10 protein-coding genes and 1 pseudogene are annotated in these 17,086 nt (G+C 68.5%); 3 read left to right on the top strand and 8 right to left on the bottom strand.

All coding sequences use genetic code 11. From position 1 onward, the window contains the following. The 3 genes from ABZ490_RS50960 to ABZ490_RS50950 form a co-directional block, all read left to right on the top strand. Positions 1-705, top strand: a 705-nt coding sequence (locus ABZ490_RS50960) for a thiolase family protein (protein WP_359007479.1), incomplete at its 5' end; no start/stop codon positions are given. Further along, positions 647-1,513, top strand: coding sequence for an alpha/beta fold hydrolase (locus ABZ490_RS50955; RefSeq protein ID WP_359007477.1), 867 nt, complete (start codon positions 647-649; stop codon positions 1,511-1,513). The genes ABZ490_RS50960 and ABZ490_RS50955, both read left to right, overlap by 59 nt. A gap of 78 nt (positions 1,514-1,591) precedes the next feature. Continuing rightward, positions 1,592-3,280 (top strand): helix-turn-helix domain-containing protein, encoded by a 1,689-nt coding sequence (locus ABZ490_RS50950; RefSeq protein ID WP_359007474.1) that lies wholly within the window; start codon positions 1,592-1,594, stop codon positions 3,278-3,280. 98 nt (positions 3,281-3,378) lie between these two features. Here the strand turns inward: ABZ490_RS50950 and ABZ490_RS50945 are convergent, their stop codons facing one another. The 8 genes and pseudogenes from ABZ490_RS50945 to ABZ490_RS50910 form a co-directional block, all read right to left on the bottom strand. Next, positions 3,379-4,824, bottom strand: a complete 1,446-nt coding sequence (locus ABZ490_RS50945) for an aldehyde dehydrogenase (protein ID WP_359007471.1) — start codon at positions 4,822-4,824, stop codon at positions 3,379-3,381. Positions 4,825-4,880: 56 nt separating this feature from the next. Beyond that, complete coding sequence (locus ABZ490_RS50940) at positions 4,881-5,981, bottom strand: NAD(P)-dependent alcohol dehydrogenase (protein ID WP_359007468.1); 1,101 nt, start codon at positions 5,979-5,981, stop codon at positions 4,881-4,883. A 311-nt stretch (positions 5,982-6,292) separates the two neighbouring features. Continuing rightward, positions 6,293-8,785 (bottom strand): SpoIIE family protein phosphatase, encoded by a 2,493-nt coding sequence (locus ABZ490_RS50935; protein ID WP_359007465.1) that lies wholly within the window; start codon positions 8,783-8,785, stop codon positions 6,293-6,295. A gap of 700 nt (positions 8,786-9,485) precedes the next feature. Beyond that, positions 9,486-11,105, bottom strand: a complete 1,620-nt coding sequence (locus ABZ490_RS50930; protein ID WP_359007462.1) for an ISL3 family transposase — start codon at positions 11,103-11,105, stop codon at positions 9,486-9,488. 1,068 nt (positions 11,106-12,173) lie between these two features. Continuing rightward, positions 12,174-13,763: a HAMP domain-containing sensor histidine kinase gene (locus ABZ490_RS50925; protein ID WP_359007459.1), complete on the bottom strand. Its 1,590-nt coding sequence runs from the start codon at positions 13,761-13,763 to the stop codon at positions 12,174-12,176. A gap of 29 nt (positions 13,764-13,792) precedes the next feature. Further along, positions 13,793-14,518 (bottom strand): response regulator transcription factor, encoded by a 726-nt coding sequence (locus tag ABZ490_RS50920; protein ID WP_359007484.1) that lies wholly within the window; start codon positions 14,516-14,518, stop codon positions 13,793-13,795. A 170-nt stretch (positions 14,519-14,688) separates the two neighbouring features. Beyond that, a complete protein-coding gene (locus ABZ490_RS50915; protein ID WP_359007481.1) occupies positions 14,689-16,197 on the bottom strand; it encodes a streptophobe family protein in 1,509 nt (502 codons plus the stop codon). 376 nt (positions 16,198-16,573) lie between these two features. Further along, positions 16,574-16,974 (bottom strand): annotated as a pseudogene (locus tag ABZ490_RS50910) (transposase family protein); the annotation flags it as partial. Positions 16,975-17,086: the final 112 nt, after the last annotated feature.

Genomic DNA, 17,086 nt, shown 5'->3' with positions numbered 1-17,086 from the left:
GCGGAACTGATCGCCGACAAGCACAAGATCAGCCGTGAGCAGCAGGACGAGTTCGCCCTCGCCTCGCACCGGAAGGCGGCGAAGGCGCAGGCGGACGGTCTGTTCGACGCCGAGCTGGCCCCCGTGTCGCTGCCGCAGCGCAAGGGCGACCCGGTGATCTTCGGCGCCGACGAATGCGTACGCCCCGACGCTTCCCTGGCGGCCATGGCGAAGCTGAAGCCGTCCTTCCGCCCCGAGGGCGGGACCGTCACCGCGGGCAACGCCTCGCCGCTGAACGACGGTGCCGCGGCCCTGTTGCTGGTGGACGAGGAGGGGCTGAAGGCCACCGGCCGGGAGCCGCTCGCCCGCATCTCGGCGACCGGGGTGCACGCCGTCGACCCGGACTACTTCGGGCTCGCCCCCGTCGAGGCCGTCAACCGGGCGCTCGCCAAGGCCGGCCGGACCTTCGCGGACCTGTCCGTGCTCGAACTGAACGAGGCCTTCGCCGCCCAGGTGCTGGGCTGTGTCGCCGAGTGGCCCGAGTTCGACCCGGCGGTCCTCAACCCGCAGGGCGGCGCCATCGCCCTCGGCCACCCCCTCGGCGCCTCCGGCGCCCGGCTCGCCGGCACCGTCGCCCACCAGCTCGCCCGCCGGGGCAGCGGCACCGGTGTCGCCACCCTCTGCATCGGCGTGGGCCAGGGCCTCGCCCTCGTCCTCGAACGATAGGCGACCCGGAGGAACCGCCGTGCCCAGACCCCATCTGCTCCACCACCACCTGGTAGGCCCGGCTGACGCACCGCCGTTGGTCCTCGGCCCGTCCCTGGGTACGTCCAAAGCCGTCTGGGAACCCCAGCTGCCCTCCTTGGCGTGCCGATTCCAGGTCCTGCGCTTCGATCTTCCCGGACACGGAGGTTCCGCCACCGCCCTGTTGCCTGATCCCAGGCCGGGCCACACCACGGTTGGGGATCTGGCGTCCTTGGTGCTCGAGCTCGTCGACCGCCAAGGATGGGAACGTTTCCACTACGCGGGCATCTCGCTGGGCGGAGCCATCGGTGCCCACCTTGCCGCACACCAGCCCGAGCGTGTCGCTTCCCTGGCCCTGGTCTGCTCCTCCGCACACTTCGGAGCGCCAGAACCCTGGCACGAGCGGGCGGAACTCGTGCGGCGCAAGGGCACCACTCCCCTGCTGGCGACCAGCCCGAGCCGTTGGTTCACTGGCGCGGACTTCGCCCTGAACCCCTTCGGCCGCAGGCTGATCGGCAATCTCGCGGAGACCGACCCGGTGGCCTACGCTGCCTGCTGCGACGCCCTCGCCACCTACGACCTCCGCCCCGCTCTGGCAGGTATCACCGCGCCCACCCTTGTAGTCGGCGGGTCCCATGACTTGGCGACTCCGTTGGAGCACGCCCGGGAACTCGCGGCGAGCATCCCTCAAGCCGTCCTCAAAGTCATCAACTGCGGGCACTTGGCCGCCGAGCGGCCCCGCGCTCTGCGGGCCGCGCTCGCCTCTCACCTGCCCGGCTCCCGAACCTAGAAGGCGGCACGGCCGGTTCCGCTGACCGACCACAACGCCTAACCTGCATATATCCGATCCAAGCCGCATAACCGCGGCATGTGCCTCTCGCCGGAGGTCGCGGTGCACGTCAGTGACAACACCATGCGTCCGGAGATCGCGCGTTCCTGGTGGCGCTCCGAGCTGAGCGGGCTCAGCCCCACGGCTCCGAACCTCCGGCTGGAACCAGACGCGGTGGACGGGCGCAGTCGCCTCGTCGCCGCTGCCGAACCGGTGCTCGCCGATCTCGCCACGGAGATCGGCGACGCGGACTTCTGTGTGCTGCTCGCCGACCGTGAGTCACGGATCGTGAACATGCCCTTCGGCGCCAGACAGCTGCGCGCCCGTCTGGAGACCCTCGGCGTGGTTGCGGGTGGAGTCTTCCTGGAGGAAACGACGGGCACGAACTCCATCGCCACCGCTCACGAGCTGCGCCGCGGCATCGCGGTGCACGGCGAGGAGCACTATCTGGAGCCCTTCAAACGGTTCAGCTGCTACGGCCACCCCGTCACACACCCGGTGACCCGGCGCCTGGAAGGCGTCCTCGACATCACCTGTCTGACCGAGTACGACTCCCCGCTGCTGGCACCGCTCATCGCCCGTGCCGCACGCGACATCGAGGAACGGCTGCTGCTGAACGCGGGCCGCGCCGAGCAGCGGCTGCTGGCGGCGTTCCGGATGGCGACCGCCGGACGCAACCGGCCAGTGCTGGTGCTCGGTGAGGGGGTGGTGCTGGCGAGCCCCGGAGCGGTGGATCTCCTCGACCCCGTCGATCACATCCGGCTGCGCGAACTCGCGGCCGGTCTCTGCGTCCGTACTTCCGGCAGCCCTGATGCCCATCACGCGCGCTCGGTCGAGTTGGCGTCGGGCCGGATTGTGTCAGTCCGGTTCCGTCCTGTCGCCTCCGCGATCGACGGAGTCCTCGTCGAGTTCCATGACCCCGAGCAGGTGGCTACCGTCCCCCGCCGGGGCTCCGGCCGCCAGTCCGACGCCCGGCCGGCACAGCTCACGCCCGGCACACCGGTGTACGTCGGTGGAGCACCCGGCACTGGGCGTACGACAACGGTGCGTGCGCTGCTGAGGGGGGACCGGAACCGTATCTCCACCCTCGACGCCGCGGACGCGGCCGTACGCGGAGAAGCCGCCTGGCTCGCCGAGCTGGAGCGGGCAGTGAGCAGCTGCCCCGATTTGCTGGCTGTCGAGGACGTACACCTGCTGACGGACGCCTGCGCCGTCCACCTACGGCGTCTCCTGGCTCATCCTGAGCTGCGGATCGCTCTCACCGGCGCTCCCCTCGCCGAGCTGACCGGACAGTGCGCCGTGCTCGCCGCAAGCTGCCCCGCGCAGATCGAGCTGTTCGCGCTGAGGGATCGTGCGGAAGAACTGCCGTCACTCGTGCGGGCCATGCTGGACGGCCTGGGCATCGACAACCGGCTTCGGTTCATGCCAGTCACGCTCTCCGCGTTGGCAGGCCACCCGTGGCCCGGCAATCTGCATGAACTACACACCGTCGTACGGACTGTCGTCGCCCGCCGCTCGGCGGGCGACGTCACACCCCATGACCTGCCCGAGGGGTACCAGGTCAGCCCATGGCTACGCCGGATGACGCCCCTGGAACGGGCCGAGCACAACGCGATCACGGCGGCGCTGCGCCAGTGCGGGGGCAACAAACTCCGTGCCGCGAAGCAGCTCGGCATCAGCCGAACCACGCTCTACAACCGTATGCGCACGCTGCGGATCAACGCCTGAACCGGCGGCCGATGCCACGGTGGATTGAGCGGGCGGAGCCCTGCTCTCCTCGAGCAGGGCTCCGCCATGGTTCCGGCACCGTCCGGGCGGTCACGATGTCATCGGTACACGGTCTGGTACTGCTGGTAGGCGAGCAGGCCCTCGGGTCCCAGTTCGCGGCCGATGCCGCTGTCCTTGAATCCGCCGAAGGGGGCAGCCGGGTCGGGGACGTAACGATTGACACCGATGGTGCCGGTCCGGACGCGGTGGGCGACGGCCGCCCCGCGTTCCGGGTCGCTGGTCCACACCGTGCCGCCGAGGCCGAAGTCGGAGTCGTTGGCGATGCGGACGGCGTCGTCGTCATCGTCGTACGGGATGAGTGCCAGGACAGGGCCGAAGATCTCTTCCTGGGCTATGACGGCGCTGTTATCGACATCGGCGAAGACCGTCGGTTCGACGAACCATCCCTGGTCCAGGCCGACGGGACGGCCGCCGCCGGTGGTCAGCCGGGCACCCTCGGCACGGCCCTTCGCGATGTAGGACTCGACGCGTTGACGATGGCTGGCGGTGGCCATCGGGCCGATCTGGGTCGCGGGGTCGGCGGCGTCTCCCACGGTCAGGGAGCTGGCGAAGACGGTGAGGGCGTCGACGACCTCCTCATACCGGCTGCGCGGAGCCAGGACACGGGTGCCCAGGAAGCAGGTCTGACCGTTGCTGAGCAAGGTGGCGGTGAACAGACCCTCACCGATCTTCGACAGGTCCAGATCAGCGTCGTCCAGGACGATCGTCGCCGACTTGCCACCGAGCTCGAGGGTCACCGGGCGCAGCAGGCGTCCGCAGGTCTCGGCGATGGCACGGCCCGCAGGGGTGGAACCGGTGAAGGCCACCTTGTCGACGGCCGGGTGGGCGACGAGGTACGCGCCCGCCTCCCGTCCGCCGGGAACGATGTTGATGACGCCCGCGGGAACACCGGCCTCTTCCATGGCCTCGGCCAGCAGGTAGGAGTCCAGGACGGTCTCCGGCGACGGCTTGAGGACGAGTGTGCACCCCGTCGCCATCGCGGGCGCGATCTTGAACATGGCCAGCGCCTGCGGGAAGTTCCACGGCGCGATGGCCGCGACAACGCCGATCGGCACCCGGCGGACCTGGATCGGCCCGCCGAAAAGACCCTCCCGGGTGTCCTCGAAGACGGCCTCCCGGGCGAGCTTGGCGTAGAAACGGAGGATCATGGTCGGGTAGGCGGTCTCCAGCAGGCCGGCAATGGCGACCGGCATGCCGTTCTGGGCACTGACCCGGGCAGCGAACTCGTCGGCCCGCCGTTCCATGACGTCGGCGAGGCGATCCATCACGTCGGCGCGTCGTGCCGGCTCCCAGCTCGCCCAGCCCGACGGGGCGTCGAAGGCGGCCCGCGCGGCCGCCACCGCGCGGTCGACGTCGGCCTCGGTGGCCTCGGGAACGTGGCCCAGCGGCTCCTCCGTGCTGGCGTTGACGGGGTTGATCGTGCGGTCCGTGGCGGGGCGGACCCATTCGCCGCCGATGTAGAGGGTGTCGTAACGCAGGTTCATGACGCGGCTCCTTGGACGGTCACAGGCTTCGGTCGCAGGCGAAGAGGGTGTGCGGCTCAGGCGAAGGTCAGCACGGGCTTGAGGGTGATGCCCTTCTCCGAGTCCTCGACGGCCTGGTTGATGTCCTCGAAGGCGTACGACTTGATGAGCTTGTCGAACGGGAAGCGGCCCTGCTGGTAGAGGTCCACGAGCTTGGGGATGAACAGCTGCGGCACGCTGTCTCCCTCGACGATCCCGCGCACGGCACGTCCGAACAGCAGCGACGACATGTCCAGGGTGACCTCGGTGCCGAGCGCGGCGGCGCCGATCAGGCCGCAGGTGCCACCCTGGTTGAGGGCGTCGACCGCCTGCCGCAGCACGGCCGGTACGGCGGTGGTCTCCAGGGCGTAGTCGAGTCCGAGGCCTCCGGTCAGCTCACGCAGCCGCTCGACGGTGTTGCCCTCGCCACCGTTGATGACGTGGGTCGCGCCCAGTTCCTGCGCCAGTTCCAGGCGGTGTTCGTTGAGGTCGACGGCGACGATTGTGGTGCAGCCCGCGACAACGGCCGCCATCACGGCGCTCAGGCCGACCGAGCCCGCGCCGAAGATCGCGATGCTGCTGCCCGCGGGGGGCTTGAGGGAGTTGAGGACGCCACCCGCACCGGTCTGGATGCCGCAGCCCAGGGGGCCGAGCAGTTCCAGGGGCGCTCCCGGGTCGACCTTCACCACGTTGCGCTCGCCAGCCAGGGCGTACGTGGCGAACGCCGACTGCCCGAAGAACACGCCGTGGACGTCACCGGTCTCCCGGTGCAGCGGGGTCGTGCCGTCGATGCGTGAACCGCCGAAGTTGTACGCCAGGAACTGGTCGCAATAGGCGGTGCGTCCCTGCGCGCACATGCGGCAGCCGCCGCACGAGTTGAACGTGAGCACGACATGGTCACCGGGCGCCACCTGGGTGACACCGTTGCCGACGGCCTCCACGACCCCGGCCCCTTCGTGCCCCAGCACGGCGGGCAGCGGTACGGGATACCACTGGTCCCGGACGATCAGGTCGGTGTGGCAGACACCCGAACTCACCATCCTCACGACGACCTCGCCCGGTCGTGGGTCGTCGAGTTCCAAGGGCGCCAGGGTGAAGGGGGCACCTTTCGCTTCCGTCAGTGCGGCGGTGATGTGCATCGCGCGGCTCCTTTGCCGGTCGTTCGTTGACCTGCAACGTAGGGCCGCGTGGGCATCGCTAACTGTTCAAATCCTGGACACACTGCGGGCGGGTCGCCTTACTGCCCAAACCACCCGCATCGGAGCGTGGAGCTCTGGTCGGCAGCCGCGCCGGGCGGCGAGAACGGCAGATCTGGACGGAGTCACCGACCGGCCCGCACGGTGAGCGTCGTCGGCGGCACACCGCACCGCACGAGTTGTTCCCCAGGGACCCGTCGCGAGGCACCCATGAAGCCGTGGCATCGAAGGAGGCCGAGGCGCTGCTCAGCTCATCACCCTGCCGCTGAGCCGACGGACACCGCCGCTTCCTCTTGAAGAGGTACCTCGGCCCAGATCGTCTTGCCCGAGTATGTGTGACGGCTGCCCCACCGTTGGGTGAGCTGGGCGACGATGAACAGACCACGGCCTCCTTCGTCGAAGACACGGGCGCGACGCAGGTGGGGAGCCGTACTACTGGCGTCGCTCACCTCGCAGACGAGAGTGGCATCGCGGATCAATCTCAGGTGGATCGGAGGACGGCCGTAGCGGATGGCGTTGGTGACCAGTTCGCTGACAATGAGTTCGGCCGCAAAGGCGGCGTCATCCAAGCGCCAGTCAGCCAGCTTCTCGCACGCGAGATCACGGGCGCGTGCGGCGGCCCTGGGCTCGGCGGGTAGCTCCCATGTGACCACTTGGTCGGCGCTCAGCTGCTGGGTTCGCACCAGGAGAAGAGCCGCGTCGTCGGCTCGGCGGTCCGGCAGCAGAGCGTGGACGGCCCTGTCGCACGTGTCCTCCAAGGGGCGGGCAGGGCTGCCGACGAGGAGATCACGGAGCACGTCGCGGCCCTCGTCCAGGTCGCGTCCGGCGAGGAGCCCGTCGGTGTAGAAAGCGAGAACGCTGCCTGCCGGCAGCTCGAACTCCGCGACCTCGAACGGCAAGCCGCCCAGCCCCAGCGGAGGCCCGGCGGGGAGGTCCAGGAAGCGCACGGCACCGTCCCGGGTAACGAGGGCCGGTTCGGGATGGCCGGCCCGGGCCATCGAGCAGCGCCGCGACACGGGATCGTAGATGGCGTACAGGCAGGTGGCTCCCACCTCGCCGAGTCCGTCCCCTTTCCAGTTCTGGGCCGCGCCCTCCGTCATCGCCTGGCGGTCGAGGCGCAGGACGAGGTCATCAAGCTGGGTGAGCAGTTCGTCAGGGGCCAGGTCAACGTCGGCCAGGGTGCGGACAGCCGTGCACAGCCGTCCCATCGTGGCCGATGCCTCAATACCGTGGCCGACCACGTCTCCCACGACCAGCGCGACTCTCGCACCCGACAGGGGGATGACGTCGAACCAGTCACCGCCGATCCCCACGCCCGGGTCGGAGGGCAGATACCGGAAAGCCGTCTCCACACCTGTCTGACGGGAGGAACAGTCGGGGAGCAGGCTCTCCTGCAGTGCGAGGGCGATCGCTCGTTCACGGGTGTATCGGCGGGCGTTGTCGACCCAAACCGCCGCCCTGGCGCCCAGTTCCTCGGCCAGCCGCAGGTCGTCCTCTTCGAAAGGTTCCTGCGTACGGTGGCGGCAGAAGAGCGCCAGTCCCAGAGTGACACCTCGCGCACGAAGCGGCACGACCATCATCGAGTGGATGCCGTGGGTCCGAATACTGCGGGCGCGCTCGGGGGAGCCCGTGGCCCACATACCCAAGGTGCGGTAATCGACTGGTTCGCGCAAGGCACGGCCAGCGGCCAGTGCACGGCCAGGCGGAGACTCAGCGTGATAGCTGTGCAGCACCCCGATCGGAACCACGGCCTCGGGACAGCCCGGTAGAACGGACCGTTGGGCAGCCCTGCGGAAGAGGAGGCCACCGACGGATGGCACTCTCTCGGCCTCTCCGCCGCTGAGGACGCTGTCGAGCAGATCGACGACCACGAAGTCGGCGAAGTGATCCGTGCCGACCTCAGCCAGTTCATCCGCGGTATGGCCCACGTCCAGTGTTGTGCCGATCCGTACTCCGGCCTCGTTCAGAACGCTCAGCCTCTGCCGGGCACGAACCTGCTCGGACGCGTCACCCCCCGCGCCCGAGACAGCGCACACACGCCCTGCGGGATCCACGACCGGGTAGAACCACGTCATCCAACCGTGCGCGCGTTCCTCACCAGGCGCGCGGAAAAGAGTCTCCCGCGACACCGTCCGCCCGCTCCGCCATACCTGCTCCACAGCGTCGGCCAGGCCCTCCATACCCTTGAAAGGTCGCCCGTGCTCGTCATGGCCGACGCGCAGGCCGAGTCGGCCGCTTTCGGATGTGCCCATTGCCCTCGCCATCGCCGCGTTGGCGGCGATACAGACCCCTCGGCGGTCGTACAGCCCCATAGGTAGCGGAAGCTGCTCCAGCGCCCACCGCTTGAGAACGGACGTGTCCGGTTCACCGCTTTCGCTCGCCGCGTCCGCCGAAGACGGCGGAGCCACGGTGGCCGTAAGCACCCAGAGTGCGTTCCCGACCGCATCCAGCAACGATCGAGCCTCGAGGCACGCCCGCAGCCGAGAGCCATCACGGTGCCGCAGGCGGATCAGGCCGCTCCATGCCTCCCGCTCAGCACAGTGACGGTCGACGTCCGCCGGCAGGGGCTCCCCCAGCAACCGCGCAGCCATCCTGCCGACCGCCTCTGTCGCCTCGTACCCCAGCAGTTCACGAGCGGCCGTGCTCCAGGCGACCAGCACTCCCCGGCCGTCCACCACGGCCGAAGCCGCAGGGCCCTGTGCCAGCCGAACATCGTCGGAACCCGACGCGGTGGCGTGCTCGTCCATCGTGCACCTCTCGCCGCGCCGCGACCGCCAAGGGCGCTCCTCGGCGGTCTCGGCCGTTGCACTCACCAGCGTGCACCCTGCATCAGCCCTTCTCAAGGCAGAATGTCACTGTCATCGCACCTCCGGTCGAGACAGGCTGCGACGTTACGTTTCAGCGGCGTCACCGTCTGCCGCCACGATCGGGAGGTGGCCGCCGACGACCTCGGCTCCACGAGCCGCGCGGCGAGCCTGTCTTCCTGCCGGAGGCAGCTGGCTGAGCCGAGGAATCGCTTGAGCTGCGCCGCAGGGGCTCCCGGGGTGGGCGTGCTGAACGCGGACCCGGCGGCCCATCCCAGGTCCTCGATAGCGGCAGCAAGACCAGGTCGCCGCTGTCCCTCTTGTACTGCTCCTCCCCGGCGAAGTTCGACTCGACCGGGACCGGCCGTTGACGGCCATCGCGCACTCGTCCCGGTCGGCCCCGTCAGCGAAGATCAAAAGATGTTTGTTCACGACACAGGTTGTAGTCACCCACCGGCCGGATCCGACAATTCCGCGCCGGGCCAACAAGCCGGGCGGCTGTCACGTCTCTCCAATGCGTCGAACTCCGCAACTGTCGTCGCTCTTCACCTGCAGGAAGGACTGAACCGTTGTCGGCGTCGGTTGAACTCTGGTTCTGGATCACTTTCAGTGCCAAGGCCACGGAGGGTCACCGAAACCGCGATCATGAACGGCCTCGCGCGGCGAGGAGGACCCATTTGCGGAGCAGGTCGAAGTTCGCTCGGCCGAACATCTGCCTCTTCAGCATCTTGATCTTGTTGTTGTGACCTTCGACGGCGCCGGAGCTGTAGCGGAGGCTGAGGCCAGCGACGACGGCGTCGAGGTCCTGGCCAAGGCCGGTGACGAAGGTGTGCAGGGCGGGTAGGTCATCGGCCTGAACGCTGGCGATCCACTGGTCGAGGTGCTTGCCTTGGCGGTCGTTCATCAACTCGGCGAATGCGCGGACGTGATGGGAGGTTCGGTCGAGCGCGGGGCAGCGGGTCAGGATTGTTTTGAGTTGCTGGGCCTGGTCGTCGGTGAGGCGGTCGGGGTGCCGGGTGAGCCATCTGGTCACGTCCCGGGCGGACGGTGCTTTGCGGGGCAGGTCGTGCGGGAAGTTCTCACGGAGCTTGGCCACGTACTTCTTCACGACGCTCTCGCCGCCGGTGTAGCCGCGCTCGCGGACTTCCTCGAACAGGCGGCGGGCGACGGTGCAGCCCTCGGCCCACCGCTGGTGCAGGTGGGGCTTGTAGGGGTCGAGAATGCTGGTGCGGCCGGTCCACCGGCCGACCAGGAGCTCGTCCGGGTCCGCGGCGTGGGCGAAGCGGCGGACCGTGTTGCGGGCCAGCCCGAGCTGGCGGGCGATCGCGCGCAGTCCGACGCCTTGGTCGAGGAGAGCATGGACGGCCATGTGCTGTTCACGGACGCGATCGGAGAATCGGCCGGTTGTCCGCGGCCTCGTGGGAGGGGACTGTTCGAGGTTCGTGTTCTCCATGTCCGCGGCAGCCCTGGTGATGGAGGGGGCGTGTGGTTCCCGCAACAGAGTTCGGTGCTGGACGACCGTCTTCTCGACGGCCTCAGCCAGGTTCGACCAGATGTGCCATCGGTCCGCGACGTGGATGGCGTTCGGGGCGCCGAGCCGTCCGGCCTCGGCATAGGCCGTAGAGCGGTCTCTGCAGATCACCTCGACGCCGGGATGCTCGGCGAGCCACCGGGCGACTGTCGACGTCGTCTGGTCCGGCAGCAGGTCGATGGGCTGACGGGTTTCGATGTCGATCAGGATCGTGCCGTAGTTGTGGCCCTTGCGGAGCGCGAAGTCGTCCACCCCGAGCACCCGCGGTGTCAAGGTCTCAGGCTCTGGCAGGCGACGGATCAACCGCAGCAGCGTTGACCTGCTCACCCCAGCCGCCAGAGCCTGGGACAAGCGGGCGCCGGGGCGGCCGGCCAGCATCACCGCCACGCGCTCCAGCACCCTCTGCAGGCCGGTGCTGCGTCTGCCGTGGCGGACCGTCAGTCCGTCGACCTGCTCGGCAAACGTCGCCTGCCTGCAGGAACGTTGACCACAGTGGAAACGCCGTACCTGTAACTCGATCAGCACCGGGCGCCCGCCGACCGCGTTGTAGGCGAGCCGACGTACGTATCGGCTGTGCACCCGGGACGACCGCGTTCCGCATGCCGGACACACAGCCCGCTCGGTAGCAACTCTGGCCCGCACTGCCACCAACTCGCCGTCAGGCACGACGTTTTCGATCACAACACCTTCGACCTGGTGGAACCACAGGTCCTGGAGGAGGACATCACCCACGGCCGTTCACGATCGCGGTTTCGGTGACCCTCCGTGGCCTTGGCACTGAAAGTGATCCAGAACCAGCGTCAACCGTCGCCGAGAACCGTACCCAGAAGCATTCGGCCTCTTGGTCGAAGAGATCCAGGAAAACCCTCCCCGGACAGGACTCTGAAGATGACGTGAGCACAGGGGAGGCAAAAAGGCACGAGCGAGCGCGCTGTCGGAGCGATCACGGACACACGCCCGCAGGCGAGGGCGTGCAGGACATGCCTTCGTGAGGCCCCGCGCAGTGTAGGCGGCAGCGCACAGACCCTTTCCGTGACGGGGTACCGGCGATACCCGCACGCAACGCACCGTCGGACGTGTTCGCACGGAATCTGCCGGACGCAGTCCACCTGCGCGGATTCGAGTCGAGTGCGTGCCGGACAACCATCATGTGGCCGACGCCCGCGCTCTCTTCGGTGGCATCTGTTTTCCCTCGGCTTCCCTTCGGCCCGGAGACGGGAAAATCGGGGTGCGCCCGCTACAGCTCCTGCGCCGTCCGGCCTGTACGGACCGTCTATGCAACCTACGACGACGGCTCGCTGACCGGCCGCACCAGCCTTGTGCACGCGTGGAGCCGCAGGGCACTGGACCTCCTCGACAGCCCTGCTGCCTGATGAGCACGCTTCAGGTCGCCGCAGCCGGCTTCTTCGGTCGTCCCCGCCGCCTACAACCTGTACGTCGTGGCTGCCTTCACCGACCCAGGGCTCCCGCGTCCATCTCATCGTGGGTCGGCTTCGCGTTCTCGACAGAAGCCATGCTCTACGCCTGGGGGTACTCGCCTCCTTCGGTCGCCGGTCTCGTCGCTCCCCTCCAGGAACTGGAACGGCTCAACAAGCCGATCACAGACAGCCATCGACCGTCGGTGTACGTAGCCCGGCCGAGCGGCGATGGAAACCACCGCGACCTGGCACGCCGCCGTGCGCCGGTTTGGCGCCACGCTTACTGTGTCGGCGAGGAAAGCTGCACGGCTGTCCGGGCGGCCGCTCGAGTCCACCTGCGAAAGACCCGGCGCAGCCACCCCATCCCAGCTGATTCCTACAATCAGTCAGGAAGAACTGCCCGCTCCACTGGGCTTGTCCGCGTCGGCTGTTCCGTGAACAGCGGGAGGAGGACCCGGAAGGTGGCGCCCCGGCCTGAGGCCGAGTCGACCTCGACGTGTCCCGCGTGGGCGCTCACCAGGGAGTGCACGATGGACAGGCCGAGCCCGGCTCCGCCGGTGGCACGGTTGCGGGAGGTGTCCGCGCGGTAGAAGCGTTCGAAGATACGGCTGCTCTCGTCCGCGGTGAGCCCCGGTCCTTCGTCGGCGACCTCAAGGACCGCGTGGCCGCCGACCGTGCCCACACCTATGCGGATGGCTGTCCCAGCCGGTGTGTGGGTGACGGCGTTGCCGACCAGGTTCGTGACGACCTGGCGCAGGCGGGACTCGTCGGCGAGCGCCGGAGCGGAGGCGGGTGGGCCTGCACCGGCCGGTCCGGTGAGGGCAACGGTTCGGGCCGGGTCAAGGGCGCGTACGTCGTGCAGGGCGTCTGCGGCGAGTGTGCGCAGGTCAGCGGGGGCGAGGTCGAGACCCAGCGGGGCGCCTGGCGCACGGACCGCACGCTGTCCCGTGAGTTTCAGCGCCTGTTCGTCGAGGCGGGCCAGCAGAAGCATGTCCTCAACGAGGCAGGTGAGGCGTTCGGACTCACGTGCGATGCGGGCCATCGTGGCATCGATGTCCTCCCGTTCCGGGATGGCGCCCATACGGTGCAGATCGGTCAGGCCCTTGATGCCGGCGAGGGGGGTGCGCAACTCGTGGCTGGCGTCGGCGACGAACCGGCTCATCCGAGCCTCGGACTCGGCACGGGCGGCGAACGCGGTCTCCAACTGCCTGAGCATGCCGTTCAGCGCCGCGGCCAGACGACCCAACTCCGTATTCGGCCCCGCGAGTTCGGGCACTCGTCGGGAGAGGTCACCGCCCGCGATCTCGGCTGCCGTCCGCTCGACGCGGGACAGCGGACGCAGCCCGGAGCGGACCGCGAACCAGCAGGCCACGGCCAGTACAACGAGGAGGCCGAACCCGGTGTTCCAGTAGTTCTCCCACATGCGGTCCACGGTGCCGTCCACTTGCTCCATCGACGTCGCCACGACCACACTGCCGGACTCGGCCGCCGACGACATCGTGGTCTCTGGCAGTACGGAGCGCGCCGCCATGGGTACGGCGATCACCCGCCAGCGTGTGTCGCCCCTCGTGCCGGCGACGGTGAACGGGCGGCCGCCATGGACGGCGACCGCGGCCCCGTCCAGCCGGGAAAGAGCCGGGCCCTGCGCGTTGCGCGTCCGCTTTCCCCCTGCCAGTGAGTCGATGCTGCCTTCAACAGTGCCGTCCTCAGCGATGTAGGTGATGACGGGATTGCCGAGAACATCAGTGCTGAAGTCAGCCAGCACAGTCGGCGGTGTTCGCTCGACCCCGCTCTCCGCCACCGCTGGCGGCAGCAGGGCGAACACCTGTGCTGCAGCACGGAGTTGGGCGTCTACACGGCCCTCCATGTAGCCACGCAAGGCATTGCCGGTGACCAGCGTGAACGCCGTGAACCCGGTCGCCAGCAGGGCTACGGCCAAAAGCAGCACCCGGCTGCGCAAGGACGCACGCACCCACAACCCCCCGACATGGCCGGGCCGGGTCATGACTTCGGTCCGCGCAGCACGTAGCCCACACCGTGCACAGTGTGGATCAGCTTCGGACCCCCGTTGTCGATCTTGCGTCGCAGGTAGCTGATGTAGGTGTCCACGATTCCACTGTCGCCATTGAAGTCGTAGTCCCAGACACGCTGAAGGATCTGCGCCTTGGAGACCGTGCGCCCGGCGTTGGTCATCAGGTAGTGCAGCAGTCGGAACTCTGTGGGCGACAGACGAAGTGGCTCGCCCGCGCGAGCCGACTGGAGCGCGTCGGGGTCGAGTTCCAGATCTGCTACGCACAGCAGGGTGGTGGGGTCGCCGCTGGTCCGACGCAGCACAGCGCGGATGCGAGCGATCAGCTCCTGGAGGTCGAACGGCTTCGTCACGTAGTCGTCGCCGCCCAGGAGCAGACCCTCGATCTTGTCCCGGGTGGCGTCACGGGCGGTGAGGAACACGACCGGGATGTGTCCGGTATGAGGCGCCGCCGTCGGAAGGCACTGCTCACGCAGCCGCCTGATCACCTCGAAGCCGTCCAGGTCGGGGAGCAGCACGTCCAGCAGCACCAGATCCGGCGAGACTTCCCGCGCCCGGACGAGCGCCTCCTGGCCCGACCCGGCTGCGGCGACAGTGAAACCGGCGTACCGCAAGGCCGCGCAGAGCAGTTCCCTCACGATGGGTTCATCGTCCACAACCAGCAGGTTCACGCCTGTGGCGGAGGCCGCGCCGGGCACGTTCCCGCTGCTGGTGCCAGGCAGGGTGAAACGCTCAACAGGTGTCAATGGATGCCTCCAGACGACGAGAGATACACTCCCGGCGCCGCCAGATGCGGGAGGAACAGGATCAGACACGTAACCCACGGCAACCGGAATCCTGTAAGGCAGGTTACGAAAGTGGGATGTCTTCACTCCGTAAGTCCACGGTCACCACGCACTTCGGACAACAGGCTTCCGGCAAACCCCGCCAGACCGCCGACGAACAGGCCGAAGGCGACCGTCCTCAGCACGTTACCACTCAGCTCGGCCTGCATTCCCCCCATCTGACTGCCGAACATGCTGACGCCGAAGTGCCCCGACGCACCCACCAGCCACGCTCCCGCCCCCAGTACGACAGCCGTGACGACACCGACCCGCTCGGCCATGCCGAGGTGCCCGGCCAGCCGACCCCGATCGCGGAACACCGACTGCTTGTGACTGGGATGTGTAGCTCGGGCCGCACGATAGGCGCAGGCGAGCAGGATCAGGCCGGACACGATGAAGGCCGCGAGCCACAGCGGCCACCCGCCAGCCGACAGAGTCCCGAGCTGTTCGGTACGAGCGATCTGCTGACCGCCACCCGAGCCACGCATGTCGCCCATGATCGCGGCCAGCGGGTTACTGCTGTCGCTCTGCACCGGATGGACCGCGGCCGTCCACGAGGAACCAACGCCCAGGGTCAGGAACACCGCCAGGGCGTTCGGGGCAAGCAGCAGGACGGCACCCGCCACAGTGCCCGCCTGATCACCGACCACCGCGCCGACAAAACCGATGGCCAGCAGCGGCACGACTGCGAGGACGAGGAGTGTACGGACGACGACCGAGAGGCTAGGTCCCCAGATGGCGCGTAGCCCGTCCAGCGCACCGCCCAGAGGCAACCGCACCTGACGGCTGATCAAGCAGCCCACACCGATCACGACGGCCGTCCACAGCAACGCGCCGAAGCCTGCCGCCCCCACGCCGACGTGGTAGGTCATCACCGACGGGGCCCCCGTGCCGCCGCCACCGCCCAAAAGTCCACCCAAGCCACCACCACCGCCCAAGAGACCGCCCAAGCCACCACCACCGCCCAAGAGGCCCCCCAAGCCACCGCCGCTGCCGAGACCACCAGCAGTCTGGTCACTGCCGCTTCCGCGTATCCCGGCCATCACCGACGCCGGCATGGTGGCCGGTCCATGCGCAAAGCCAGCCACGATCATGAAAGTGAGCAGAGCCGCAATTCCTGCTCCGGCCGCCCGAACGGCCAGTTCACCGCTGGTGAAGCGCCGCTGCTTCCTGTGACGCACCCGCCAGGAGAACACGATCCACAGGACCACGGCGCCAACCAGTGTGACTCCCAGCGGCACGGCGTCGGCCGCACCGCTCATCGACGGTTGCATGCCGCCACCGCCACCGAACAAGGAGGCCAGGCCACCCATCCCTCCGGTACTTCCAGACACACCCGGATCCGCGCTGACCGAGCCGCCGACGGCCATGGCCGTCACGGTCATCGTCAACGACCCCAGTGATCCGTAGGAGTCCGCGTCGAGCAACGCCAGGGCCAGCGCGGTCACAGCAGCCATGGCGACCACCGCGCACAGTACGGCCGCCGCCCCCTCCGTAGCGTTCCGCCAGGGGCCGATCAGTTGTACTGGCTCGGTGCAGCTTGGCGTCCGCAGGCTGGAACCGGGCCTGGACTGGGGATGGGTCGTGGGGGCAGTCATCTGGGAACACTCCGCTTCGCTCGCGGGGGGGCGCGGCGCCGGACCGAGGGACCCGGCGCCGCGTTCCAGGGGGACCCGCACATAGTGGCGGCTACCGTTGCGACGTTCCCGAGAGCTTCTGGGAAGCTTCTGAGAGTCCGCGGCGGAACGACGCAGATCAGGGAGCAGGCATCATCCAGGTGCCTGACCTTCTCTCACGAAGTTCCCAGAACTGGACGAACAGCGGGTGCACTTCCCCGGCCGTACGTTATCTGGTCGCGAGTGCGGCAGGGATCACGTCGCTTTTGATGCCGCTGGGACGGGGCCGACGATCACTCAGCTTCGTCAGCGCTTGCCGCTCCAGGATGAGGACGGCATCGGCGATTGACGTCATGTGGTTTGGACTGCACTTTGCTCTGCGGAAGGTCCGCCAGGATTCCAGTACCGCGACGCCGCGCTCGACCGGTGCGCGTGCCGCGGCCGGCTCCCGGTTGACGGTCTTCTGGGTAAGGGTGAGTTCCTGCAAGGGCCTGCGTTTTTTGATGGCGGTACTCACCCAAGGGCCGCCGCCCTCGAGACAAGATCGGCCAGGATGGGGACGCCCTGGCGCTCGCCGATGCGGATGATCCAGTGAGTGCAGACAACGGTGAGATCCTGAGCCTGGCCCGGCAACGCGCGCGAGAGCCACAGCAGCCGGCCGCCCGGATCGGGGACGACCTGCACGTTTACACCGTACTGGCGGTGCTTGTGCGAGGGGGTCTCCCATCCCTAGGAGTCTGATTCGAAAATCCAACCTTCCCGCAGGTCACCCCGCTTCCGCTGATTGGAGGGACACTTGATAACCGAGCATGTTGAGCTGGCTGAC

This window comes from Streptomyces sp. NPDC005811 (assembly GCF_040630405.1).
GTDB lineage: Bacteria > Actinomycetota > Actinomycetes > Streptomycetales > Streptomycetaceae > Streptomyces.
The sequence above is the reverse complement of the archived record's forward strand: the minus strand, read 5'-3'. Positions and strand labels throughout refer to the sequence as shown.

What these genes read in the sequence shown, in the direction of transcription:
- ABZ490_RS50950 (WP_359007474.1), top strand. Translation starts at nt 1,592, where the DNA reads ATGTGCCTCTCGCCGGAGGTCGCGGTGCACGTCAGTGACAACACCATG.
- ABZ490_RS50935 (WP_359007465.1), bottom strand. Translation starts at nt 8,785, where the DNA reads ATGGACGAGCACGCCACCGCGTCGGGTTCCGACGATGTTCGGCTGGCA.
- ABZ490_RS50945 (WP_359007471.1), bottom strand. Translation starts at nt 4,824, where the DNA reads ATGAACCTGCGTTACGACACCCTCTACATCGGCGGCGAATGGGTCCGC.
- ABZ490_RS50940 (WP_359007468.1), bottom strand. Translation starts at nt 5,981, where the DNA reads ATGCACATCACCGCCGCACTGACGGAAGCGAAAGGTGCCCCCTTCACC.